This is a genomic window from Streptomyces sp. NPDC002513 (assembly GCF_053595355.1).
Map to the genome: position 1 here is coordinate 72,756 of NZ_JBSFXK010000003.1, position 23,864 is coordinate 96,619.

The following is a 23,864-nucleotide window of genomic DNA, read 5'->3' on the forward strand; positions in this document are numbered from 1 at the left end:
CGGGGCCGGTCAGACCACCGCGCCCCGGCCCGGGTCGTCTCTGTCCTCGTCGTCCGTCCTCATCCGCACCACCAGCGTCGCGCAGCCGCCCAGGAAACCGCCCACGCCCAGCGTGGCGAGCCACCACGTCATGTCCCAGCCGAACAGCACCGCCAGCAGAAGCAGGAGCGGGCCGCCGACCATCCCGAGCCAGGCGAACTTCGCCGTGGTGTCGGCCGTCGGCAGCGGGGGCGGCTCCGGGGGCACGAAATGCCCCTCGTCGTCCTCGTCGAAGTCGTCGTCCGAGGGCTCCGGCACCGTGTGGTCGCGCGGGCCGAGACCGGGCGCGAAGGAGATCGAACTGCCGAGCGGCTTCGCCGGCTCGATCTTCGTCTCGTCGCCCTTGCCGCCGATCGGCTCGACATCGGGCAGCGCCAGATCCTCGACCGACCGGAACGGTCTGGCGCCCGGCGGGTCCGGCGGCTCCTGGCCGTACCCCGCGACGATCGCCGCCCAGGCGGCCTCCTCGTCGAGGGGCACACCCTTCTCGTCCGGCTCGCGGTCCTCGCGGTCGGAGTCGTGCTCAGCCACCTGCGGCCGTCCCTTCCTTGCCGAGACTGGGCGCGAGCCGGCCGATGAACGCGAGGCTCTCCTCGAAGATCCGGTCCGCGTCGTAGTCCAACGTCGCCACGTGGTAGCTCTGTTCCAGCAGGATCTCCCGTACGTCCGTGGCGGAGACCCGGCTGAGGATCCGCGCCGCGTCGGCGGGCGGAACCACATGGTCCTGGGGGCTGTGCAGAAGCAGCAGCGGCTGGGTGACCTGCGGCAGTTCACCGTCGACGACCCGGAAGAAGTTCCGCAGGGAGTGCGCGGCGTGCAGCGGCACCCGGTCGTACCCCAACTCCCGGCCGCCCTCCTTGGCGATGTCGCTGGCGATGCCCTTCGTCGTGCGGACGAGGTGGCGGGCCACCGGGAGGGCGTACGCCGACAGGCCGTGCACCTTGTTCGCCGGGTTGACGACCACGATGCCGCTGACCGCCTCCCCGTGCCGGGCGGCGAGCCGCAGGGCCAGGGCACCGCCCATGGACAGCCCGGCCACGAACACCTGCGCACAGCGGTCGCGCAGGGCGTGCAGCGCGCGGTCCACCTCCGCGTACCAGTCCTGCCAGCCGGTGAGCTGCATGTCCTCCCAGCGCGTGCCGTGTCCCGGCAGCAGCGGCAGCGAGACGGTGAGGCCGTGCTCGGCGAGATGCTCCGCCCAGGGGCGCAGCGACTGGGGGGAACCGGTGAAGCCGTGGCAGAGGAGGACGCCGATCTCCCCACCCTCGTGGTGGTACGGCTCGGCTCCGGGGAGGACCGGCACGTCGGTCTCCTGTTCATGGAAAGGGGCTGGGCACGTCGATTGCAGGTACTTCACCGTACGCGACGGCACTGACACCGACCAGGGCCGTCGGCCTCTTTGACGGCGGACCGGGTTAAGGTCGGTTCGACAGACACAGGAGGCACTCGGGTGTTGTACGGCGCGATGAAGGTATCCATCGGGGGGCCGCTGAAGCTCGCCTTCAGACCCTGGGTGGAAGGCCTCGAGAACGTCCCCGCCGAGGGTCCCGCCATACTGGCGAGCAACCACCTGTCCTTCTCGGACTCGTTCTTCCTGCCCGCGGTCCTGGACCGCAAGGTCACGTTCATCGCGAAGGCCGAGTACTTCACCACGCCCGGGGTGAAGGGACGGCTGACCGCCGCCTTCTTCAAGGGGGTGGGCCAGCTCCCCGTCGACCGCTCCGGAGCACGCGGGGCGGGCGAGGCGGCCGTCAAGAGCGGCATCGAGGTGCTGGAGCGCGGTGAGTTGTTCGGCATCTATCCGGAGGGCACCCGTTCGCCCGACGGGCGGCTCTACCGGGGCAAGCCCGGCGGTCTGGCCCGGGTGGCGCTCGCCACCGGCGCGCCCGTCATCCCGGTCGCCATGATCGACACCGAGAAGATCCAGCCGCCGGGGAAGGTCATGCCCAAGCTGATGCGTCCGGGCATCCGGATCGGCAAGCCGCTGGACTTCAGCCGCTACCAGGGCATGGAACACGACCGTTTCGTGCTGCGCGCGGTGACCGACGAGGTCATGTACGAGATCATGAGGCTCTCCGGCCAGGAGTACGTCGACATCTACGCGACCGCCGCCAAGCGGCAGATCGCGGAGGCGGCGAAGGCGGAGAAGGCGGAGAAGCAGGCGCAGAAGAACGCCGCCCAGGCGCAGAAGGACGCCCAGAAGGACGCGTCACAGGGCGCCGCGCGGGCGGCGAAGGACACGGAGCGGGAGGCCGGGAAGGAGCAGGCGGGCTCCTAGGGCACGCTCCGTCCGGCTCGGAGGGGTGGGAGCACGGGGGCTCCCGCAGGCGAACGGCCCACAAGGGGGAGGGGCATGGCCAGGCGCGAGCGGGTCGTCAGGATGTCGGTCGAACAGCCGCTGTGGCGCGCGCTCACGGCGTACCGCGTGCTGACGATGCTGTACGCGATCGGGCTGTTCGCCACCGCCTACGGCAGGTTCGCGCGGCCCTGGCTGGCGATCGCGTACTACGTCGTCCTGAGCGGGTGGACGCTGGCCACGCTGCCCAGGGTGGCGAGCGCGGCGAACTGCACCAAGCGGTTCCTCGCCGTCGACCTCGCCATCGCGCTCACCGGCATCCTCCTCACGCCTTGGGCCGACACCCACGCGCGGGTCCTCGCGGGCGGCCCGACCCTGCCGTCGATATGGACCGCCGGGTCCGTCCTCGCGTTCGCCGTCAAGGGCGGCTGGCGCTGGGCGGCCCTCGCCTCCACCCTGGTCGCCGCCGCCAATCTGGTGGAACGCGGCGCCGCCGCCCGCGACACCGTCCACAACGTGGTGCTCGTGTGGGTCGCCTCCATCGCGATCGGCTACGTCGTCGAGGTCGCCCGTGCCTCCGAGCGCACCCTCGCCCGCGCCCTGGAGATCGAGGCGGCGACCCGTGAGCGGGAGCGGCTGGCCCGGGACATCCACGACGGTGTGCTCCAGTTACTCGCCATGGTGCAGCGACGCGGCACCGCTCTCGGCGGCGAGGCCGCGGAGCTGGGCCGGCTCGCCGGTGAGCAGGAGGCCGCGCTGCGTACCCTGGTCACCGGCGGCCTCGTACCCCTCTCACGGGTGTCGGAGGACGCGGCGCTCGGCGCGGTCGTCCGCGTGGTCGACGAGCCGGACGCCGAGGACGGTCCGGTGGACCTGCGCCTGCTGCTCGCGCCGTACGCGGGTGCCCGGGTGACGCTCTCCGAGCCGGGCGCCCCGGTGCCGCTCGCCCCGGCCGCCGCGCGCGAGACGGCCGCCGCCGTCGGTGCCGCCCTGGACAATGTCCGCAGGCACGCGGGGCCCGAGGCACGCGCCTGGATCCTGGTCGAGGACGAGCCGGACGGTGTCGTCGTGACCGTGCGCGACGACGGGCCCGGCATCCCGGAGGGGCGGCTCGCCCAGGCCGAGGGGGAGGGGCGGCTCGGGGTGGCCCAGTCGATCCGCGGCCGGCTGCGCGACATCGGCGGTACGGCCGAGCTGATCTCGGTCGCCGGCCAGGGCGCGGAAGTGGAACTGAAGATACCGAAGAATGCGAGGGGCCTCGGGGCCTCACAGGGGAGGGCTGAGACGCGATGACCGCGGACACCATGGACGCGCGCCCGGAGCCGATCAGGGTCATGGTGGTGGACGACCACCCCATGTGGCGGGACGCCGTGGCCCGCGACCTGACCGAGTCCGGCTTCGACGTGGTCGCCACCGCGGGCGACGGCGAGCAGGCGGTGCGCCGCGCCCTGGCCGCCGCGCCCGACGTCCTCGTCCTGGACCTCAACCTGCCCGCGAAGCCGGGCGTCCAGGTGTGCAAGGAACTCGTGGGCGCCAACCCGGCGTTGCGGGTCCTGGTGCTGTCGGCGAGCGGTGAGCACGCGGATGTGCTGGAGGCGGTGAAGTCGGGTGCGACGGGCTATCTGCTGAAGTCCGCGTCCACGCAGGATCTGCTCGACGCGGTGCGTCGTACGGCGGCCGGGGACCCGGTGTTCACCCCGGGGCTCGCGGGCCTGGTCCTCGGCGAGTACCGCCGCCTCGCCGCCGAACCGGTGCCCGCCGCGGGTGCCGGCGAGCCGGAGGCGCCGCGGCTGACCGACCGCGAGACCGAGGTACTGCGGCTGGTGGCCAAGGGGCTGAGTTACAAGCAGATCGCCGAGCGCCTGGTCATCTCGCACCGCACCGTGCAGAACCATGTGCAGAACACCCTCGGCAAGCTCCAGTTGCACAACAGGGTGGAGCTGGTGCGGTACGCGATCGAGCGGGGACTGGACGAGGACTGACGCGCGCCGGCGCACGACCGGAGCGAAGCCAGGTGCGGACCGGGCACGCAACGGGCGTGCGGCCAGGCGCGCGTGGGGGAGTGATTCGCTCGCGCGTGCCTCCGCTACCCACCTTCGAGTGAAGTCCGAATCATCCGGAGTGATCAACTACCCGACCATTCACCGGAATTGACCTTTCGAGGCATGCCGGAGTGACGTGGGTCACCATTAGCGTGACCCGCATCAGGCAACCGCGGCGAAGGGACATTTCCATGCGGGTCGGAGTACTGACCGGGGGCGGCGACTGCCCCGGGCTCAACGCCGTCATCCGGGGCGTCGTGCGCAAGGGCGTGCAGGAGTACGGCTACGACTTCGTCGGCTACCGGGACGGCTGGCGGGGTCCCCTCGAGGGCGACACCGTGCGGCTGGACATCCCCGCCGTGCGCGGCATCCTGCCCCGCGGCGGCACGATCCTCGGCTCCTCGCGCACCAATCCGCTCCAGCAGGAGAACGGCATCCGCCGTATCAAGGACAACCTCGCCAAGGACGAGGTCGACGCGCTCGTCGCGATCGGCGGCGAGGACACCCTCGGGGTCGCGGCACGCCTGGCCGACGAGTTCGGCGTCCGGGTCGTCGGCGTCCCCAAGACCATCGACAACGACCTGTCCGCCACGGACTACACCTTCGGCTTCGACACCGCCGTCAACATCGCCACCGAGGCGATCGACCGCCTGCACACGACGGCGGAGTCGCACATGCGGGTCCTGGTGGTGGAGGTGATGGGCCGCCACGCGGGCTGGATCGCGATCCACTCGGGGCTGGCCGGCGGCGCGAACGCGATCCTCATCCCCGAGCAGCGCTTCGACGTCGACCAGGTGTGCGCCTGGGTGACATCGCGGTTCAAGGCGTCCTACGCCCCGATCGTGGTGGTGGCCGAGGGCGCGATGCCCAAGGACGGCGACGTGGTGCTCAAGGACCAGTCGCTGGACTCGTTCGGACATGTGCGCCTCTCGGGCGTCGGCGAGTGGCTCGCGAAGGAGATCGAGAAGCGCACGGGCAAGGAGGCCCGTACCACCGTTCTCGGCCATGTCCAGCGCGGCGGCACGCCCAGCGCCTTCGACCGCTGGCTCGCCACCCGCTTCGGCCTGCACGCCATCGAGGCCGTCAGCGACCGCGACTTCGGCACGATGGTCGCCCTGCGCGGTACCGAGATCGTGCGCGTCCCGCTCTCGGAGGCCACGGCCAAGCTGAAGACGGTCGACCTGAAGCTGTACGAAGAGGTCGGCGTCTTCTTCGGCTGACGGGCCCGCACAGGCCCGGACACTCTCCTCACGGGGGTGCCGCCCTGCGGGCACCCCCGGCCCGCCCGTCTCCTTCGCTACCGGGCCGGCCGCCGCTCGGACAGCGCGTCGGCGCCGCACAGCCGGCCGGCCAGCTCCCGGACGATGCCGACGCCGTTCAGCGTCAGCACCGACTCCGGATGGAACTGCACCCCGGCGAAACCGGGCCCGCGCAGCGCGTACACTTCCCCGCCGTCCGCGCGGCCGACCTCGACGCCGTGCGCCGCCAGCTCCGTGGCCGCCTCGTCGTCGCAGCGCGCCACGAAGCTGTTGTAGAAGCCGACGGTCTCCCGCCGCCCGAACAGGTCGATCTCCGTCTGCGCGCCCTGGTACGGCACCTTCTTGCGGACGATCTCCAGCCCCAGCTCGGCCGCGAGCAGCTCATGGCCCAGACAGACACCCAGCACCCCGTGCCGGTGCCCCCGGACGACCTCCGCCGTCAGGTGCCGCAGAAACCGCATCTTGGGGTCGGCCGGATCCGACGGGTCGCCCGGGCCCGGCCCGAGCACCACCGGGCCCTCGTGCGCGAGCACCGCCTCCCGCAGCCCCGGCTCGTCGTAGCGCCGCACGGTCACCTCGAGGCCCGACGACCGCAGCAGATGCGTGAGCATCGCCGTGAAGGTGTCCTCCCCGTCGACGACCAGGGCGTGCCCGGTCGGTTCGCCGGACGGTGTCTGCATCCGCAGCCAGAACGGCGAGAGCAGGGCCCGCCGCCCGTCCAGCGCCGCCCGCACCCGGGGGTCGTCGGCCAGCCGGGGCCGCGTACGCTCCTCGTCCGGCCGGGACGGCCCCACCCCCAGCGCCGCCAGCACCCCCGCCGCCTTGGCGTGGGTCTCCGCGACCTCGCTCGCGGGGTCCGAGCCGCGCACCAGGGTGGCGCCGACCGCCACCCGCAGCCGCCCGTCCGCGTCGATGTCGGCGGTGCGGATGAGGATGGGGGAGTCCAGCGTCTGCGCCCCGCCCGCGTCCCGGCCGATGAGCGCCAGCGCCCCCGCGTAGTAGCCGCGTCCACCACGCTCGTGCCGCTCGATGACCCGGCAGGCGTTCTGCACGGGGGAGCCGGTGACGGTGGCCGCGAACATGGTCTCGCGCAGCACCTCCCGCACGTCCAGGGACGTCCGCCCGCGCAGCTCGTACTCGGTGTGCGCGAGGTGCGCCATCTCCTTCAGCCGCGGCCCGACGACCATCCCGCCCCGGTCGCCGACCGTGCACATCATCTTCAGCTCCTCGTCGACCACCATCGACAGCTCCTCGATCTCCTTGCCGTCGGCGAGGAAGCCGAGCAGGTCCTCAGGAGTCGGTCCGCCGGCCGGATAGCGGTAGGTGCCGCTGATGGGGTTCATCACGACGGTCCCGCCACCGCCCTCGACCGAGAGCGCCTCGCGCTCGCCCGACATCCGCACATGCACCTCGGGGCTGGCCCCGACCAGGGTGCGTTCGCCGGTGTGCACCACGAAGGTCCAGTACGCCCCGCGCTCGCCGACCAGCAGCCGCCGCAGCAGCGCGAGCGCGTCGGCCCGGCCGAATCCCGGGATCCGGCCCTCGTACGTCCGGCGGATCACGAAGTTGGCGCCCTCGCCCCGCCCGATCTCCTCGCGCAGCACCCGCCCGACGATCCCGGCGTACTCCTCGTCGGAGACGTCGAAGCCGCCGTCCTCGACCCGGACGTCGTGCCGCGGCAGCTCCGCCAGCGCCCGCTGAAGCGGGAGGACCCGGGACTCCTCGGGCGTCAGGGCCAGCAGCGGGGTGCCGTCGTCGCGGACGTCGAAGCCGCGCTCGCGGATCTGGCGGTACGGGATCAGGGCCAGTGCCTCGCCCGGAAGGTCGGCGAGGCGCGCGTACTCCTCGACCGGGCCGATCAGCACCTCCACGCTGTCGTGATCGCGCCCGGGGGTGCGGCGGCGGAGCAGGGCGAACGGGCGGGGATCGGTCAGCAGCTCGGTCAGATGCATGGTCCGTGTCCTTCTCGGTGAGGTGAGAGGGAACGGCCCCGGTGCCGGAAACACAGAAGGCCGCCCCTCGGGCGGCCTTCGCGAAGTCGTGGGTACGCGCGTCAGTGGGCCGCCGGAGAAGCGGTCCACCACCAGTTCTGGGTCGTGTGCGCGAACATGCGACGCACTGTACCCCATGTCCACAGGGTGTAGCGGGTGTCTCACTTTCTGGGCGGGGAAAGGGAGGACCCACCTGACCCCGTAGTGTTGAGGGCGTGACCGTGAACGCTAAGACCAGCGCCAACGCTGGCAACACCTGGCGAGACCTGCCCGCGGCGCAGCAGCCCGAGTACCCCGACCCCGAGGCTCTGCGCAAGGTGATCGCGGACCTCGAGTCGTATCCGCCGCTCGTCTTCGCGGGCGAGTGCGACCAGCTGCGCGCCCGGATGGGAGCCGTCGCCAGGGGCGAGGCGTTCCTGCTGCAGGGCGGCGACTGCGCGGAGGCGTTCGACGCGGTGTCCGCCGATCAGATCCGCAACAAGCTCAAGACGCTGCTCCAGATGGGCGCCGTGCTCACGTACGCCGCCTCGGTGCCGGTCGTGAAGGTCGGCCGGATCGCCGGCCAGTACTCCAAGCCGCGCTCCAAGCCGACCGAGACCCGTGACGGGATGACCCTGCCGGTCTACCGCGGTGACTCCGTCAACGGCTTCGAGTTCACCGAAGGGGTCCGGATCCCCGACCCGGAGCGCCTGAAGCGGATGTACCACGCCTCCGCCTCGACGCTGAACCTCGTGCGCGCCTTCACCACGGGCGGCTACGCCGACCTGCGCCAGGTGCACGCCTGGAACCAGGACTTCGTGAAGTCGTCGCCGTCCGGGCAGCGCTACGAGCAGCTCGCGCGCGAGATCGACAACGCGCTGAACTTCATGCGTGCCTGCGGGGCCGACCCGGAGGAGTTCAAGACCGTCGAGTTCTACGCCTCGCACGAGGCGCTGCTGCTCGACTACGAGTCGGCCCTGACCCGGACCGACTCGCGCACCGGGCAGCTGTACGACGTGTCCGGGCACATGGTGTGGATCGGTGAGCGCACCCGTCAGCTGGACGGCGCGCACATCGAGTTCGCCTCCCGGATCCGCAACCCGATCGGCATCAAGCTGGGTCCGACGACCACGGCCGAGGAGGCGCTGCAGTACATCGACCGTCTCGACCCGGAGCGGGAGCCCGGCCGGCTGACCTTCATCGTGCGCATGGGCGCGGACAAGATCCGCGACAAGCTGCCCGAGCTGGTGGAGAAGGTGACGGCCTCGGGCGCTGCGGTGGCCTGGGTGACCGACCCGATGCACGGCAACACCTTCGAGGCGGCCTCCGGCCACAAGACCCGCCGCTTCGACGACGTGCTCGACGAGGTCAAGGGCTTCTTCGAGGTCCACAAGGAGCTGGGTACGCACCCGGGCGGCATCCATGTCGAGCTGACCGGCGACGACGTCACCGAGTGCGTGGGCGGCGGCGACGAGATCTTCGTCGACGATCTGCACCAGCGCTACGAGACGTCGTGCGACCCGCGGCTGAACCGCAGCCAGTCCCTCGACCTGGCGTTCCTCGTCGCGGAGATGTACCGGGACCAGTAGGACCAAGTAGCCCGCGGGCTGCTGCCGACGCGGTGAGTGGGGCGCGGATCACATGCGATCCGCGCCCCGACCCGCTTTTGCGGGCCCGGGGTCATAGGTAAGGTTAGGTTTGCCTCACCGAGACGATCGGGGACGGCATGACCCAGCGATCCCGTCGGGAGGTGAACCGCGTGTACGTCTGCAGTTGCTTCGGCGTCACCGAGCAGCAGGTCGAGCAGCACGCGGCGAACGGCGCCTGCACCCCCCGGCAGATCGCGTCCGCCTGCAAGGCGGGCACGGACTGCGGCTCGTGCGTACGGCGGATCCAGGCGCTGCTGGGCAGGGGCGCGTGCCCGCGCCGTGAACCGGCCGACCGGGGCGAACCGGTCCTTTCCGGTCCGGACGGCCCGAGGAGCCTGCGGGACGCCGCCTAGCTAGCTAGCTCTCCGGCTGCTCGATGATCTGCGAGATGTACAGCGCCTCGCCGAGCTTGTCCACCAGCTCCAGCTGGGTGTCCAGATAGTCGATGTGGTGTTCCTCGTCCGCCAGGATCGACTCGAAGATGTTCGCGGATGTGATGTCGCCCTTCTCCCGCATCGTCTTGATCCCGCGCCGGAGCCGGTCGATCGCCTCCACCTCGATCTGCCGGTCCGCCTCGAACATCTCCCGCACGGTCTGCCCCACCCGCACATGGAACAGCCGCTGGTAGTTCGGCAGCCCCTCCAGGAAGAGGATGCGGTCGGTGAGCACCTCCGCGTGCTTCATCTCGTCGAACGACTCGCGCCGCGTGTACGTGGCGAGCTTGTACCAGCCGAAGTTCTCCTGCATCTTCGCGTGCAGGAAGTACTGGTTGATCGCGGTCAGCTCGGCGGTGAGCTGCTCGTTGAGGAATTCGATGACCTCGGGGTCGCCCTGCATCGGCCCGGGCTCCTTCCAAGCGGGGGACTGGCGGAGTGCGCCGCATGATTGCATCAGCACACGGGTGCGTCCAGTATGTTCACGCTTAGTGTGAGTTGTCCGTATTGGGTATCAGGTGGTCGGATGCACCCTCTGCGGTCTGTCAGGATGGAGTCATGGGTCATCCGGTGGAGCGCGTGTCAGGAGAAGCGGTGAGGTCCGAGCTTCCGCCGGGACAGCGACTGCAGCGGGGCTGGCCGGTCACCCACTACGGCCCGGTGCCCAAGTTCCGCCCCGAGCGCTGGGACTTCCGGGTCTTCGGTGCCACCGCGGACGGCGAGAAGCACTCCTGGAACCACGAGGAGTTCACGGCCCTTCCGTACGCGACCGTGATGGCCGATCTGCACTGCGTCACCAAGTTCAGCATGCTCGGGGCCGAATGGGGCGGCATCCCGGCCCGCACGGTCCTGGAGCTCGCTCCGCCCGCCCCCACCGTCACCCATGTGATGGTCTGGGCGGAGTACGGGTACAGCGCGAACCTCCGCCTCGCCGACTTCGCCTCGGACCGCACGATCTTCGCCACCCACAAGGACGGTGAACTGCTCACCGCGGAACACGGTTTCCCGCTGCGCCTGGTCATCCCCCATCTGTACGCCTGGAAGGGCCCCAAGTGGGTCCGCGGCATCGAGTACATGACCGCCGACCGGCGCGGCTTCTGGGAGGAGCGCGGGTACCACAACATCGGCGACCCATGGCGGGAACAGCGCTACTCCTACCAGGAGGAACCCGGCGACGGCCCCGGGCTGTGAGCGCGGGCGCGACGCCCGCCCGGGACCGGTCAGCGGCGGCCCGGGATCGGGCCAGGGGGAGAGCGGCGGCCCGGAGTGGTCAGCCCTCCCGCAGCTTCTTCAGCCGCTCCACGTCCGCCGCATGGCCTTCCTTGCCGCCCGGCGTCTCGATGATCAGGGGGACGCCCGCGGTGGCCGGGTGGGTCGTCAGGGCGCGGAACGGGTCCTCGCCGATATGGCCGGAGCCAATGTTCGCGTGACGATCCTTGTGGGCGCCGACCACATCCTTGGAGTCGTTCGCATGCACCAGCTTCAGCCGCCCCTCGCCGACGGTGTCCACCAGCAGATCCAGCGTCTGACGCATGCCGTCCGGCCCGGTCAGATCGTGCCCGGCCGCGAAGACATGGCAGGTGTCGAGGCACACGCCCAGCCGGGGATGCGCGTCGAGCGCCTCGAAGTACGCCCCGAAGTCCCAGGTGCGCGAACACAGTGAGGCGCCCTGGCCCGCGGTCGACTCCAGCAGAAGGTACGGGTCGTCCTCGTGCGTCAGCTCGTCCAGCAGAGGCAGCACCCGCTCGCGCACCTGACGCAGCGCGACCGACCGCTCCCGCCCGCCGGTGGCGCTCCCGGTGTGCACGACGACGCCCAGCGCCCCTATCGCGCGCCCCCGGCGCAGCGAGTGCCGCAGGGACGCAACCGACCGCTCGGCGGTCGCCTCGGTGTGCGAGCCGAAATTGATCAGATACGGCGCGTGGACGTACACCGGTATCGACCCGGCGGCACACGCCGCCCGGAACGCCTCGTCCTGCCGCGGGTTGCCGGCCGGGGTCGCCCAGCCCCGTGGATTGGCGACGAAGACCTGCACGGCCTCGGCCCCGATGTCCCGCGCATAGGCCAGCCCGACGGTGTCGAGGCCTCCCGCCACGGGGACATGGCTGCCGACGGGATTGCGGGGGAGGGCGGACGCGCCGTGGGCGTCACGCGACGGGGGAGTGCTCACGCCCCAAGGGTGTCACGCGAGCCCGGGCGGGCGGACGCCGTCGAGGCCCGTCAGCGGATCTTGAGCGTGATCGTGGACCCCTTGGGCGCCTTCTGTCCGCCCTTCACCGACTGGTGCTTGACCGTGTCGCCGAACAGGCCCAGCAGGCCGCGGTCCTCCTCGACCTGGAAGCCGGCCGCCTCCAGGGCCCGGCGCGCGTCGTCGACGTTGTCGCCGACCACGTCCGGCACCTCGACCTGCTCGCGGCCCTTGGAGATCGTCAGCGTGACCGTGTCGCCCTCGCCGGCCTCCTGGCCCGCGCCCGGGGACTGCCGGGCGACCTGTCCCGCGTCGAACTCGGAGGTGGTCTGCGTGTCCGCGATCCTCACCTTCAGGCCCGCGTCCTGCAGGTTCGCCGTGGCGTCGTCGAGAGAGGAGCCGGTGACGTCGGGCACCTGGACCGGGCTGCCCTTGCTGACGGTGAGCGCGATCGCCGAACCGCCGTGGCGCCTGGTGCCCGCCCCCGGGTCCGTGCCGATCACCGAGCCCTTGGGCACGTCCTGGCTGAACGCCTGCGAGACCATGCCCGGGACCAGGCCGGCCTTCCTCAGCCGCTCCTGCGCCCCGGCCAGGGGGTCGCCCTTCACATCGGGCACCTGCACCGTCTCGGGGCCGTCCGAGAGGGTCAGCGCCACCGCGTCGTGGGAGCGGATCCGCTCGCCCGCCGACGGATCGGTGCTGATCACCGTGCCCCGCCTCACCGTGTCGCTGTAGGCGTGCCTGACCGGCCCGGCCTCCAGCCCGGCCCGCTTCAGCCGGGTCCGCGCCTCGGCCTCGGTCTTCGCCAGCAGCGGCGGCACCTTGGTGAACTGGCCGGAGTTGATGTACCAGACGCCCGCGCCGCCACCGAACACCACCAGCGCGGCCAGGACGAGCGCGAGCAGCCGGCGGGGGCGCGCGGGCCGCCCGGCGGGTCCGGGCGGCGGCATCTGAAGCCGGCTCGTCCGGTCGAGTACGGCCGTGTCATGGGCGGGGTCCCCGGGTCCCCCACGGTCGCCGTGCGCCGGGCGGACCGGCAGCAGGCGCGGGATCACGCTCGTACGGTCCCCGGCGTTGTCGTGCTCCGTGGCGAGGGCCCCCGGCGGTACGGCGTCGAGCTGCTCGGCGGTGAGCGCGCTGCGCGCGTCGAGCACCTGTCCGAGCAGCGCCACCGCGTCGTAGGGACGCAGCTCGGGGTTGCGGGCGGTCGCCGCCGTGACCAGCTCGTCGAGTTCGATCGCGAGCCCGGGCACGGCGGCCGACGGCGGCGGCACGTCCTCGTTCAGATGCCGGTAGAGCACCTGGGCGGCGGAGTCGCCGCCGTGCGGCTTGGCGCCGGTCAGCATCTCGTACAGGACCACCCCGCAGGCGTAGACATCGACCCGGGGGTCGGCCGCGCCGTGTTCTATCTGCTCCGGGGCGAGGTAGGAGACGGTGCCGAGGACGGCGCCCGTGGTGTGCGTGACGGTGTCGACGGCCCGGACGAGACCGAAGTCGGCCACCTTGACCCGGCCGTCGTCACCTATCAGGACGTTCTCCGGCTTCATGTCGCGGTGCACGAACCCGGCGCGGTGCGCGGCGCCGAGCGCCGCCAGCACCGGCTCCAGGATGTCCAGGGCGGCGCGCGGCTGCAGCGCCCCCCGCTCGCGCAGCACGTCCCGCAAAGTGCACCCCGCGACGTACTCCATGGCGAGGTAGACGTAGGACCCGTCGGTGCCCTGGTCGAAGACCTGCACCACGTTGGGGTGGGCGAGCCGTGCGACCGACTTGGCCTCGCGGATGAAGCGCTCCACGAAGGAGGCGTCGGCGGCCAGCGCCGGGTGCATCACCTTGAGCGCGAGGACGCGGTCGAGGCGGGAGTCCAGGGCCCGGTAGACCGTGGCCATCCCGCCGGTCGCGATCCGCGCGTCGACGCGATAGCGGCCGTCGAGCACCTGCCCGACGAGAGGGTCCTGAAGGGTCTTGTCCACGCAGGTGAGTCTACGAGGGACCACTGCCGGGCTTCTCCGTCGCCGCTGCTCGGGGGCCTGACCACAACCGAGCTGTGACACACGCCGCACCCGGCCTCCGTCCCGGGCCCGGCCCCGGAAGGCCGGGCCCGGCCTCAGAAGGCGGGCCGCTCGGGGTCCAGGCGCGCCATGCTCTCCGTCGGCGACGAGGCCTGTGCGAAGTGCCGGCGCGGGATGCGCCCCGCCCGCCGGGCCAGCCGGCCCGCCTCCACCGCGTGCCGCATCGCCTCCGCCATCAGGACCGGTTCCTGCGCGCGGGTGACCGCCGAGGCGAGCATCACACCCGCGCACCCCAGCTCCATCGCCAGGGCCACGTCCGAGGCCGTGCCCGCGCCCGCGTCCAGGATCACCGGCACGCGCGCGTGCTCCACGATCAGCTGGAAGTTGTGCGGGTTGCGGATGCCGAGCCCGGAGCCGATCGGCGAGCCGAGCGGCATGATCGCGGCGCAGCCGGCGTCCTCCAGCCTCCGGGCGAGGACCGGGTCGTCGTTCGTGTACGGCAGCACCGTGAAACCGTCGTCGACCAGTGTCTCGGCCGCGTCCAGCAGCTCGATCGGGTCGGGCAGCAGGGTCCGCTCGTCGGCGATGACCTCCAGCTTCACCAGATCCGTGCCGAGCGCCTCGCGCGCGAGACGGGCGGTGAGCACGGCCTCGCCCGCGGTGAAGCAGCCCGCGGTGTTGGGCAGCACCCGGATCCCGAGCCGGTCGAGCACGGACAGCACCGAGCCCTGGACCGAGGCGTCGACGCGGCGCATCGCGACCGTCGTCAGTTCCGTGCCGGACGCCACCAGCGCCCGCTCCATGACCTCGAGGCTCGGCGCGCCGCCGGTCCCCATGATCAGCCGGGACGAGAACGTCGTGCCACCGAGGACGAAGGGGTCGTCGGCCATGGGATCAGCCTCCTTGGACGGCGGTGAGGACCTCGACGCGATCGCCCTCACGGAGCGGTGTCGACGGCCACTGGGTGCGCGGGACGATGGTTTCGTTGAGGGCGGCGGCGACGCCCGAGGGGGCCGCGGTGAGGGCCCGTACGACGGCGTCGAGCGCGGTGCCGGGCGCGAAACGGCGGGACACTCCGTTGACCGAGATGTTCATGCGGGCTGCTCCGTGAGCGCGGTGGCGGCGAACCGCCGGGGGGTGAAGGGGCGGGCTTCGTCCGGGAGGTCGCCCGTGGTCAGGACATGGGCCATGACATCGCCGGTCACCGGGGTGAGCAGGACGCCGTTGCGGTAGTGCCCTGTGGCCAGCAGCAGGCCGTCCAGCTCCGTCGGTCCGAGCAGCGGCGCGTTGTCCGGGGAGCCCGGGCGCAGTCCGGCCCGGGTCTCGATGAGCGGCAGCTCGGTGATCCCGGGGACCAGCTCGTGCGCGTCGCGCAGCAGCTCGTAGACCCCGCCCGCGGTGACCGTCGTGTCCCAGCCCAGTTCCTCGCTGGTCGCGCCGACCACCAGCTCGCCGTTCTCGCGCGGCACCAGGTAGAGGTGGCCGCCGCGGACGACGGCGCGCACGGTACGGCTCAGGAACGGCGCGTACCGCTTCGGCACGGTCAGCCGCAGCACCTGCCCCTTCACCGGGCGCACGGGCGGCAGCACCTCGTCGGGCACCCCCGCGAGCCGTCCGCTGAGGCTGCCCGCGGCGAGCACGACCTGTCCCGCGGTGAGGTCGGTGCCGTAGGCGGTTCTGACGCCGACGGCCCGCTCGCCGCGTACCGTCAGCCGTTCGGCCCGCGCCCGGTGGAAGTCGACCCCGGCCCGTTCGCAGGCCGTGACCAGCGCCGCGACCAGCCGCCGCGGGTCGATCTGGTGGTCGCCGTCGACCTTGAGCCCGCCGCGCACCCCGGGGGCGAGCATCGGCTCCAGGCGCCGGCACTCGCGACCGCTCAGCCATTCCGCCACGAGGCCGGACCGCTGCTGCAGGGCGTGCAGGTCCCGCAGATGGGCGCGGTCGTCGGCGTCCAGGGCGACGGCGAGTGTGCCGCACCGGCGGTACCCGAGGTCCCGGCCGGTGGCCTCGGTCAGCTCGGCCGCGAAGTCCGGGTAGCGCCGCGCGGACTCCAGATTGAGCGCGAGCAGCGTCTGCTCGCCGTAGTGCAGTTCGGTGACGGCGGCGAGCATCCCGGCGGCCACCTGGGCGGCTCCGCCACCCGGGGCGGGATCGACCACGGTCGTGGCAAGTCCGCGCTGTGCGGCGCGCCAGGCCGTGACGAGTCCGATGATCCCGCCCCCGATGACAAGGACATCCGAGGTACGTGTGGGCGACATGGGCATGCAGCCCCCCTCCCTTCGCCGGCATGATCCGGATCAGGTTCGTACGGTCGGAGGCCGCCAGCCTCCCTCTCAGCCCGGTGCGTCCGGGCTCCCGCGAGTGCTTGTACGGGGGACACCCTAGACCGTGGCCGACCACGCCGGTAAGGGCGCCTGACGGGGTCGCGGTTGTGCGGCCGTGCGGCGGGTACGCGCACAGGGGACCGACCCGGTCCCGGTACGCACCGTTCGGGCGGGGCGCGGCAGGCAGCGGGCCGAGTGCTGTGCAGCAGGTCACTCAGCACGCCCGCTGACTGACGCGTTGTCAGTTGACTATGGTGATCAGGTGAGCGAGCAGACGCAGGAGCGGGGCGGTTCGGCACGGCGCGTCGTCGTCGTGGGCGCGGGCATGGCCGGGGTGCAGACCGCGGTCGCGCTGCGCGAACAGGGCTTCACCGGCAGCGTGACGCTGATCGGCGCGGAGCCGCACCCGCCGTACGACAGGCCGCCGCTGTCCAAGGCCGTGCTGCTCGGCAAGGCCGAGGGCTCCGCCTTCGACGTCGACTTCGAGGCCCTGGGCATCGAGCTGCGGCTGGGCCGCGAGGCGGTCGGCCTGCGCCCCGGCGACCACGAGCTGGACACCGTCGAGGGGCCCGTCCCCTATGACGTGCTCGTCCTCGCCACCGGAGCGGAACCGATCCGGCTGCCGGGCGCGGAGGGCGTCCCCGGGGTGCATCTGCTGCGCACCCTGGACGACGCCGAGCGGCTGCGGCCGGTCCTCGCCGAGCAGCACGACATCGTGGTCGTGGGCGCGGGCTGGATCGGTGCCGAGTTCGCCACCGCGGCGCGCGAGGCGGGCTGCGCGGTGACCGTGGTGGAAGCCGCGGACCGGCCGCTCGCGGGGGCGCTGCCCGCGGAGGTGGCCGCGCCGATGGCCGCCTGGTACGCGGACAGCGGGGCCGAACTGCGCACCCACACGCGCGTGGACCGCATCGAGCCGGGGGCCGTGGTGCTCGACGACGGGTCCCGGGTGCCCGCGGACGCGGTGGTCGTGGGCATCGGGGCGCGCCCGGCCACGGCGTGGCTCGCCGGCTCGGGCGTCGAGCTGGGCGCGTACGGGGAAGTGCTGGCCGATGAGCACCTGCGCACCTCGGTGCCGGACGTGTACGCCGTCGGGGACTGCGCGTCCTTCCCGTCGGGGCGGTATGAGCAGCGCCTGCTGGTCCACCACTGGGACAACGCCCTCCAGGGCCCGCGCACGGTGGCCGCGAACATCATCGGGGAGACGCCGATGGCGTACGACCCCGTGCCGTACTTCTGGTCGGAGCAGTTCGGCCGCTTCGTCCAGTACGTGGGCCACCACGCGTCCGCCGACACGACCGTCTGGCGCGGGAACCCGCAGGGCGCCGCGTGGACGGTGTGCTGGCTGCGCTCGGGCCGCCTGGTGGGCCTGCTGGCGGTGGGCCGCCCCCGGGACCTGGCGCAGGGCCGCCGTCTGATCGAGTCGGGCACCCCGATGGACCCGGACCTGCTGGCGGACCCCTCGCGCCCGCTGAAGGAGGCGACGGCGTGAGGCCGGGACGGTCCGTCCGGCCCCCTCGCATCCCCCCGTTCGCGGGACGGCCGGGGTCCACCGTGTCCACCGCCGGAGGCAACCGGCACTCCGCTGGAGGTGCCCCGCTTCCGACTGTCAGTCCGGGATGGCACGCTTGATCCCGTGACCGAGATTGACGCAAAGATTGATGCTCTCGTCCCTGCCTGGCTCACCCTCCCGGACATCGCCGAATCGCTCGGCGTCGAGGTGACCCGCGTGCGGCAGCTGGTCAAGGAGGGCCAGCTCGTCGCCGTACGCCGTGGCGAGAACCGTGCACTGCACGTCCCCGCCGACTTCATCGACGGGGACAAGGTGGTCAAGGGCCTGTCCGGGACCCTGACCCTTCTGCGGGACGACGGCTTCACGGTCGAAGAGATGATCGAGTGGCTGTTCACCTCCGACCCGACCCTGCCGGGCACCCCCGCGCAGGCCCTCAGGGAGAATCGCGGCACGGAGGTGAAGCGCCGCGCGCAGGCGCTCGCCGTCTGATCCGAACGAGAACAACCGTCCGGCGTACGGGCCGCGGCTCCACGGGCCCCGGCCTCCGTCCGGTCGCGCCCGACGCGGCCCGTACGCCATCGACCCCGGGGGGACCCATCGTGCCCGACACCGCCCGCACCGCCCGGCTCGCCGACGCCCGCGTCTACCTCTGCACCGACGCCCGCACCCGCCAGGGCGACCTCGCCGAGTTCCTCGACGCGGTCCTGGAGGGCGGCGTCGACATCGTGCAGTTGCGCGACAAGGGCATGGAGGCGGCCGAGGAACTGGAGCACCTGAAGGTCTTCGCCGACGCCTGCGCCCGCCACGGCAAGCTGCTGGCGGTGAACGACCGCGCGGACGTCGCCCACGCCGCCGCCTCGGACGTCCTGCACCTCGGCCAGGGCGACCTGCCCGTCCCCGCGGCCCGCGCCGTCCTCGGTGACGACGTCCTCATAGGCCGCTCGACGCACTCCGCGGCGGAGGCCGAGGCCGCCGCCGTCCAGGACGGCGTGGACTACTTCTGCACCGGGCCCTGCTGGCCCACCCCCACCAAGCCCGGCCGCCCCGCCCCCGGCCTCGGCCTGGTCCGGCACACCGCCGCGCTGGGTACCGACCGCCCCTGGTTCGCGATCGGCGGCATCGACCTCGGCAATCTGGACCAGGTGCTTCAGGCCGGTGCCCGCCGTGTGGTCGTCGTCCGCGCGATCACGGAGGCGGACGACCCGGGCGCGGCGGCGGCGGAGTTCGCGAAGCGCCTGCGGACGGCGTAGTCCGGCTGCGGACGGCGCAGGGCCGCGGCGGACAGGGCCGCTGCGGACGGCGCAGGGCGGCGGGGTACGGGTGCGTGCGGGCCGTGGATCTCGCGCCCGCGGGCCGGCGCCGGCGCCGTTTTCCCGGCCCGATCGTGCGCCGGTGTCCGACAGGTGGACAACAGCGCGACAATTCGGGGCGAATCCCCGGCGTCCGGTTGGGGGACCGCCTCCCCCTGGCTAACCTGCGACTATGGCCCTCGGAACCGCATCCACGAGGACGGATCGCGCGCGGACCGTGCGCGACATCCTCGCTACCGGTAAGACGACGTACTCGTTCGAGTTCTCGGCACCGAAGACCCCCAAGGGTGAGCGGAACCTGTGGAGCGCGCTGCGGAGGGTCGAGGCGGTCGCCCCGGACTTCGTCTCCGTGACCTACGGCGCGGGCGGATCCACCCGCGCGGGCACGGTGAAGGAGACCGAGCAGATCGTCGCGGACACGACCCTGACCCCGGTCGCCCACCTCACCGCGGTCAATCACTCCGTCGCGGAGCTGCGCAACATCGTCGGCCAGTACGCGGACGCCGGGATCCGCAACATGCTCGCCGTCCGCGGCGATCCGCCCGGCGACCCGATGGGTGAGTGGGTCCCGCACCCCAAGGGCCTGACCTACGCGGCCGAACTGGTCCGGCTCATCAAGGAGGCGGGCGACTTCTGCGTGGGCGTCGCCGCCTTCCCCGAGATGCACCCGCGCTCCAGCGACTGGGACACCGACGTCTCGCACTTCGTCGACAAGTGCCGGGCCGGCGCCGACTACGCGATCACCCAGATGTTCTTCCAGCCGGAGTCGTATCTGCGGCTGCGTGACCGGGTCGCCGCGGCCGGCTGCGCGATCCCGGTCATCCCCGAGATCATGCCGGTCACGAGCGTGCGGATGCTGGAGCGGCTGCCGCAGCTCAGCAACGCCGCCCTTCCCGCCGCCCTGAAAGAGCGGATCCTCACGGCGAAGGACGATCCGGCGGCTGTACGCTCGGTCGGGATCGAGTTCGCCACGGAGTTCTGCGCGAGGCTGCTGGCCGAGGGAGTCCCCGGACTGCACTTCATTACACTCAACAACTCGACGGCGACGCTGGAAATCTACGAAAATCTGGGCCTGCACCACCCGCAGCGGGCCTAGACCGGTCGCGCCGCGCTACGACAGACTGCGTAGCGGCCACTGGGAGAGGGGCGTACATGGGCTGGGCGGTCCTCTACATCGCGTTCGGTGTCGTCGCGCTGTGGCTTCTGGGCGAGGTGCTGCTGCAGTACAAGGCACGCCTGCGCTGGCGGCTGCTGGCGTTCGTGGGCTTCGTCGGGGTCGTGCTCGGCGTGCTGATCGCCTCGGTGCTGGTCATCGCGGTGGGCGCGACCGCGTTCGCGGTCGGGCAGACCTATGTCACGCTGTCGTTCCGCCGGGGCTTCGCGGCCGGCTGGGCGGTCGGCCACCGCCCGCGCGAGGGCGGTGGCGGCAAGAGCAAGCGGCGCCGGGGTGAGGCGGCGCGCCAGGAGCCGGTACCGGAGCCCGACGGCCCCGACGACGAGCCGGCGACCCCGGCGGCGCACCTGCAGGACGACGCCTACGACGACGATGACGTCTTCACCCGCGCCCAGCCCGCGGCGAGCGCCGCCGAGACGACCGCCGTGTACGAGCCGCAGCCCCTGCCCGAGGAGACCGGCTCGTACGGCGTCTACACGGGCGCGGCGTACGCGGCCGCCGCGGAGGACCCGTCCTACGCGAACGCGGGCCAGGCCCAGGACCAGCAGGCCTACGCCCACGACGGCTACTTGGGCTACGGCCAGCAGGAGTACGGCTACGAGGGCGCCCAGCAGCAGTACGGCGGCTACTCCGACCCGTACGCGGGCACCCAGACCTACGGCGGCGGCACCTACGACCCCGCGTACGGCGGCCAGGAGCAGTACGGACAGCAGGGTTACGGCCAGGAGCAGTACGGCACCGGCGCATACGGCGAGACCCCGGCCGGCGGTGTCTGGGTTCCCCAGCAGCGCAGCCACGACGACGCGTTCGGCGGTGAACACCCGCCGGAGCAGCCGTACCCGCACCAGGAGAACGGCGCCGCACCGAACGGCACCGCGCAGGGCCACGGCTACGACGAGCAGTACCGCTTCTGAGCGACGGCCCTCACGCGTGTCCGAGGGCCGCCCGGTGCCGGGCGTCCGCCCTCACGGACGACCGGTGTGCCGGTGCCTCACTGCGAGCCCCGGAAGTCCGGCCCCTCCACGATCAGCCCGGCGACCAGGGCACCCGACATGCCGGCGTGGGGCAGCCCGCCACCGGGGTGGGACCAGCCGCCGACCGTGAACAGGCCCGGCAGGCCTGTGCTGTTGGACGGCTGCAGCAGTCGGCCGCCGGCCGCCGCGAGGGCCGGTGCCGGGACCGCACCGCCGGGCACGCCGGTCTCCTCGGCGATGTCGCCCGGGGCGCGCACCTCCCGCCACAGCACCCGGTCGCGCAGACCGGGTATCGCGCGCTCGGCGGCCTCGACGACCCGGTCCACGTCGGACGCGGAGGGGCTCAGGCCGGCCGGCACCGTGACCGACAGGGTGACCGCCTCGTGCCCCGCGTCGGGCACCGGCGCGGGGTCGTCCGGGCGCAGCACGGTCACCGTCGGCACGGCCGGCAGTCCGGCATCCGCCCCGAACAGGCGGTCCAACTCGCCCTCGCGGTCGGCCGGGTGGACCACCGTCCGGTGCGCTGCGCCCTCGGGCCGTCCGCCGCGCAGCGCCAGCAGCACCGTCAGCCGGGCGGGCATCCCGCGCTGCGGCGCGACCTCGCCGGCCCCCCGCACGGACGCCGTCCCCGGCACCAGACGGTCCAGCACGCCGGGCGCGACCCCGGCGACCACGTGGTCCGCCTCCACCACCGACCCGCCCCCGGCGCCGGGCGCCCGGGAGGCGCCCCCGGCCAGCTCCACCCCCGCCGCCCGGCCGTCCTTCTCGACGATCCCGGTGACCTCGGCGCCGAAGACGAACTCCACCTTCCGCGCCACGCACCGCTCGTACACGGCACGGGCCAGTTCCCGCATCCCGCCGCGCACGTACCAGGTGCCGAAGGCGTGCTCCATGTACGGCAGCACCGCCGCGCTCGCCGGTGCCGTCCGGGGGTCCATGCCGTACGCCAGGGCGTGGCTCTCCAGGAGGGCCGCGAGCCGCTCGTCGCGCAGCTCGAAGGCGCCGACCTCGGCGAGCGTGCCGGCCCGCCGGGTGCGCAGCAGCCTGCGGTGCGGCACCGACGGGTAGGGCTCGCGCTCGGCCAGCACCGCCCAGTCGGGCCACAGCGGCTCCTCCAGGAGCGGCCGGCGCGTGCGGTCCCATGCCTCGCGGGCCCGCACCAGGAACTCGCCCCAGCGCTCGCCCGCCCCGCCGCCGAGCGCCGCCTCCAGCGCCGAGACGACACCCGCGCGTGACGCGTTCGGCAGCGCGACCTGAGTGCCGTCCGCGAAGACGTGCCGCGCGGACGGGTCCACCTGGACCAGCTCGACACGGCTCTCCAGCGGCTCCCTGCCGGTCTTGACGAACAGGTCGCGGTAGACCGCCGGGAGCGGCAGCAGACCCGGGCCGGTGTCGAAGGAGAAGCCGTCGCGCGTGAGACGGCGCAGCGCACCGCCGTACGTCTCCGTACGCTCGTACACCACCACCCGGTGGCCCGCGACGGCCAGCCGGGCGGCGGTCGCCATCGCGCCCATCCCGGCGCCGATCACCGCAATCCGTGCCATGCCGGTGACTTTATCCGCCACTGCCGACAGCCCGGCCGCGGGCCTGTGATCAGTGCCTTCGGTGTCTTCGGCAGGAAGCCGGCCCGTCGGCAGGGCCAGGGCGTGGGGATGAGCGCTCAGTTCTGAGTATCCGTACCTAACCGGTGAGATGAGTACGCGCGCGGATGGGGTTCCACCTGCGTGAACGGGACAGTGGAGGCACGGGAGAGGGGTGCGGCCCGGAACCGCCGGCACGGGGCGGCGGAACGGCGCCCGCGCCCTTGCCCGCTCCTTCCGCCGGCCCGGTCCGGCGGAAGCGAGGCACGGGGGACCCGGAGGAAGGACCGAACGGGGGCCAACGGGGGACAAGGGGGAACAACAGGGGGATACGGGGGAGCAAGGGGGAACGACGGAGCGCCGGTTCGGGGCGGGTCGCACAGGACGCGGCCACCCCCAACCGGCGCTTCGCACGCCGGGCGCGCTACCGGCCGCCGCTCACGCGCCCCTGGATCAGCCTCGACAGCGCCGCGTGGACGTCGTCCAGGGAACGCTCCGGCTGGAACGACTGCCAGTCGAGGGCCGCCACCAGGACCATGCCGACCAGCGCGGCCGCCGTCAGCGGGACGTCGATCTCGTCGCTGAACTCGCCGTTCGCCACACCCTCGCGCAGCACGTCCTCGATGGCCGCGACGACCTCCTGGCGCACCACCATGAGCGTGGACTGCCAGGCCCGGTTGGTGCGCCACAACTCGGCGACGTACAGCTGGGTGAAGGCCGGGTAGCGGGCGATGAAGCCGAGACCGGCGCGGATCATGGCGTCCAGCGCGTCGACCTTGGTGCCGCCGGCCAGAGCGGTCTGCTCGGCCGCCTCCCGCAGGGAGGCCGTGAGCAGACCCACACCGTGTCGCAGCAGTTCCTCGAAGAGGACGGACTTGCTGGCGAAGTTGTAGTAGACCGTGCCCTTGGCGACCCCCGCCCGTTCGGCGATCTCGTCGACGGTCGTCGCGGAGAAACCCTGTTCCGCGATGAGGGTGACCGCCGCCTCGTAGAGCTTCTGCCGGGTCGCGGCGCGGCGGCCCGAGCCGCCCGGCGCGGCGGCGCTGCTGCGTTCCATGGCCCCGATTCTCACAGGAAAGACCGCGTCGGGAGGCGTAGGTCCGGCA

24 protein-coding genes and 1 riboswitch are annotated in these 23,864 nt (G+C 72.6%); of the genes, 12 read left to right on the plus strand and 12 right to left on the minus strand.

Going from position 1 to position 23,864, the window contains the following annotated elements; all coding sequences use genetic code 11:
* Positions 1 to 9 precede the first annotated feature (9 nt).
* Together ACWD5Q_RS03105 and ACWD5Q_RS03110 are read right to left on the minus strand one after the other, a co-directional pair.
* A complete protein-coding gene (locus ACWD5Q_RS03105) occupies positions 10 to 570 on the minus strand; it encodes a hypothetical protein (RefSeq protein ID WP_451425254.1) in 561 nt (186 codons plus the stop codon).
* Positions 563 to 1,342: an alpha/beta hydrolase gene (locus tag ACWD5Q_RS03110; RefSeq protein ID WP_451425255.1), complete on the minus strand. Its 780-nt coding sequence runs from the start codon at positions 1,340 to 1,342 to the stop codon at positions 563 to 565. Before ACWD5Q_RS03110 ends, ACWD5Q_RS03105 begins: the two co-directional genes overlap by 8 nt.
* A 162-nt stretch (positions 1,343 to 1,504) precedes the next feature.
* Between ACWD5Q_RS03110 and ACWD5Q_RS03115 the strand changes: the two genes are divergently transcribed.
* The 4 genes from ACWD5Q_RS03115 to ACWD5Q_RS03130 all read left to right on the plus strand — a co-directional run bounded on the left by ACWD5Q_RS03115 (position 1,505) and on the right by ACWD5Q_RS03130 (position 5,597).
* Positions 1,505 to 2,317: a lysophospholipid acyltransferase family protein gene (locus ACWD5Q_RS03115; protein WP_451425256.1), complete on the plus strand. Its 813-nt coding sequence runs from the start codon at positions 1,505 to 1,507 to the stop codon at positions 2,315 to 2,317.
* A 75-nt stretch (positions 2,318 to 2,392) separates the two neighbouring features.
* Positions 2,393 to 3,628 carry a MacS family sensor histidine kinase gene (gene macS / locus ACWD5Q_RS03120; RefSeq protein WP_451425257.1) on the plus strand — a complete coding sequence of 412 codons (1,236 nt, stop codon included), beginning with the start codon at positions 2,393 to 2,395 and terminating at the stop codon, positions 3,626 to 3,628.
* Between the two features lie 41 nt (positions 3,629 to 3,669).
* A complete protein-coding gene (locus ACWD5Q_RS03125) occupies positions 3,670 to 4,317 on the plus strand; it encodes a response regulator (protein ID WP_451425421.1) in 648 nt (215 codons plus the stop codon).
* Between the two features lie 251 nt (positions 4,318 to 4,568).
* Positions 4,569 to 5,597: a 6-phosphofructokinase gene (locus ACWD5Q_RS03130; protein WP_451425258.1), complete on the plus strand. Its 1,029-nt coding sequence runs from the start codon at positions 4,569 to 4,571 to the stop codon at positions 5,595 to 5,597.
* A 77-nt stretch (positions 5,598 to 5,674) separates the two neighbouring features.
* Here ACWD5Q_RS03130 and ACWD5Q_RS03135 read toward each other — a convergent pair whose 3' ends face one another.
* Positions 5,675 to 7,588 carry an anthranilate synthase family protein gene (locus ACWD5Q_RS03135; protein WP_451425259.1) on the minus strand — a complete coding sequence of 638 codons (1,914 nt, stop codon included), beginning with the start codon at positions 7,586 to 7,588 and terminating at the stop codon, positions 5,675 to 5,677.
* A gap of 101 nt (positions 7,589 to 7,689) precedes the next feature.
* On the minus strand, positions 7,690 to 7,746 hold the full coding sequence (locus ACWD5Q_RS03140; RefSeq protein WP_359389524.1) for a trp operon leader peptide: 57 nt from the start codon (positions 7,744 to 7,746) through the stop codon (positions 7,690 to 7,692).
* Between the two features lie 96 nt (positions 7,747 to 7,842).
* Between ACWD5Q_RS03140 and ACWD5Q_RS03145 the strand changes: the two genes are divergently transcribed.
* Both ACWD5Q_RS03145 and ACWD5Q_RS03150 read left to right on the plus strand, forming a co-directional pair.
* Complete coding sequence (locus tag ACWD5Q_RS03145) at positions 7,843 to 9,195, plus strand: class II 3-deoxy-7-phosphoheptulonate synthase (RefSeq protein WP_451425260.1); 1,353 nt, start codon at positions 7,843 to 7,845, stop codon at positions 9,193 to 9,195.
* A 161-nt stretch (positions 9,196 to 9,356) separates the two neighbouring features.
* Positions 9,357 to 9,608, plus strand: coding sequence for a (2Fe-2S)-binding protein (locus ACWD5Q_RS03150; protein ID WP_451425422.1), 252 nt, complete (start codon positions 9,357 to 9,359; stop codon positions 9,606 to 9,608).
* Positions 9,609 to 9,612: 4 nt separating this feature from the next.
* On the opposite strand, the gene bfr is transcribed toward ACWD5Q_RS03150, so the two are convergent.
* Entirely contained in the window at positions 9,613 to 10,092 is a 480-nt protein-coding gene (gene bfr, locus ACWD5Q_RS03155) for a bacterioferritin (protein ID WP_451425261.1), read from the minus strand.
* A 155-nt stretch (positions 10,093 to 10,247) separates the two neighbouring features.
* On the opposite strand from bfr, the gene ACWD5Q_RS03160 reads away from it, so the two are divergent.
* Positions 10,248 to 10,880, plus strand: coding sequence for a sulfite oxidase-like oxidoreductase (locus ACWD5Q_RS03160; protein ID WP_451425262.1), 633 nt, complete (start codon positions 10,248 to 10,250; stop codon positions 10,878 to 10,880).
* A 79-nt stretch (positions 10,881 to 10,959) separates the two neighbouring features.
* Here ACWD5Q_RS03160 and ACWD5Q_RS03165 read toward each other — a convergent pair whose 3' ends face one another.
* The 5 genes from ACWD5Q_RS03165 to thiO form a co-directional block, all read right to left on the minus strand.
* Complete coding sequence (locus ACWD5Q_RS03165) at positions 10,960 to 11,859, minus strand: deoxyribonuclease IV (RefSeq protein ID WP_451425263.1); 900 nt, start codon at positions 11,857 to 11,859, stop codon at positions 10,960 to 10,962.
* 50 nt (positions 11,860 to 11,909) lie between these two features.
* Complete coding sequence (gene pknB / locus ACWD5Q_RS03170; RefSeq protein ID WP_451425264.1) at positions 11,910 to 13,847, minus strand: Stk1 family PASTA domain-containing Ser/Thr kinase; 1,938 nt, start codon at positions 13,845 to 13,847, stop codon at positions 11,910 to 11,912.
* A gap of 134 nt (positions 13,848 to 13,981) precedes the next feature.
* Positions 13,982 to 14,776 (minus strand): thiazole synthase, encoded by a 795-nt coding sequence (locus ACWD5Q_RS03175; protein WP_451425265.1) that lies wholly within the window; start codon positions 14,774 to 14,776, stop codon positions 13,982 to 13,984.
* A 4-nt stretch (positions 14,777 to 14,780) separates the two neighbouring features.
* Complete coding sequence (thiS, locus tag ACWD5Q_RS03180) at positions 14,781 to 14,981, minus strand: sulfur carrier protein ThiS (protein WP_451425266.1); 201 nt, start codon at positions 14,979 to 14,981, stop codon at positions 14,781 to 14,783.
* Positions 14,978 to 16,144: a glycine oxidase ThiO gene (thiO, locus tag ACWD5Q_RS03185; protein ID WP_451425423.1), complete on the minus strand. Its 1,167-nt coding sequence runs from the start codon at positions 16,142 to 16,144 to the stop codon at positions 14,978 to 14,980. The genes thiS and thiO overlap by 4 nt, the downstream gene beginning before the upstream one ends.
* A riboswitch (TPP riboswitch) is annotated at positions 16,144 to 16,255 on the minus strand. Its footprint overlaps the gene before it by 1 nt.
* A 217-nt stretch (positions 16,256 to 16,472) precedes the next feature.
* Here thiO and ACWD5Q_RS03190 point away from each other — a divergent pair.
* The 5 genes from ACWD5Q_RS03190 to ACWD5Q_RS03210 all read left to right on the plus strand — a co-directional run bounded on the left by ACWD5Q_RS03190 (position 16,473) and on the right by ACWD5Q_RS03210 (position 21,118).
* Positions 16,473 to 17,699 carry an NAD(P)/FAD-dependent oxidoreductase gene (locus tag ACWD5Q_RS03190; RefSeq protein WP_451425267.1) on the plus strand — a complete coding sequence of 409 codons (1,227 nt, stop codon included), beginning with the start codon at positions 16,473 to 16,475 and terminating at the stop codon, positions 17,697 to 17,699.
* 144 nt (positions 17,700 to 17,843) lie between these two features.
* Positions 17,844 to 18,209, plus strand: coding sequence for an Rv2175c family DNA-binding protein (locus ACWD5Q_RS03195; RefSeq protein ID WP_451425268.1), 366 nt, complete (start codon positions 17,844 to 17,846; stop codon positions 18,207 to 18,209).
* Between the two features lie 110 nt (positions 18,210 to 18,319).
* Complete coding sequence (gene thiE, locus ACWD5Q_RS03200; RefSeq protein ID WP_451425269.1) at positions 18,320 to 18,970, plus strand: thiamine phosphate synthase; 651 nt, start codon at positions 18,320 to 18,322, stop codon at positions 18,968 to 18,970.
* Between the two features lie 232 nt (positions 18,971 to 19,202).
* Positions 19,203 to 20,126, plus strand: coding sequence for a methylenetetrahydrofolate reductase [NAD(P)H] (metF, locus tag ACWD5Q_RS03205; protein ID WP_451425270.1), 924 nt, complete (start codon positions 19,203 to 19,205; stop codon positions 20,124 to 20,126).
* A gap of 56 nt (positions 20,127 to 20,182) precedes the next feature.
* The gene (locus ACWD5Q_RS03210; protein WP_451425271.1) at positions 20,183 to 21,118 is read left to right on the plus strand and encodes an SCO2102 family sporulation regulator; all 936 of its coding nucleotides are present in this window, start codon (positions 20,183 to 20,185) and stop codon (positions 21,116 to 21,118) included.
* A 77-nt stretch (positions 21,119 to 21,195) separates the two neighbouring features.
* Here the strand turns inward: ACWD5Q_RS03210 and ACWD5Q_RS03215 are convergent, their stop codons facing one another.
* A complete protein-coding gene (locus tag ACWD5Q_RS03215; protein WP_451425272.1) occupies positions 21,196 to 22,722 on the minus strand; it encodes a phytoene desaturase family protein in 1,527 nt (508 codons plus the stop codon).
* A 460-nt stretch (positions 22,723 to 23,182) separates the two neighbouring features.
* Positions 23,183 to 23,815, minus strand: coding sequence for a TetR/AcrR family transcriptional regulator (locus ACWD5Q_RS03220; protein WP_451425273.1), 633 nt, complete (start codon positions 23,813 to 23,815; stop codon positions 23,183 to 23,185).
* Between the last annotated feature and the right edge of the window lie 49 nt (positions 23,816 to 23,864).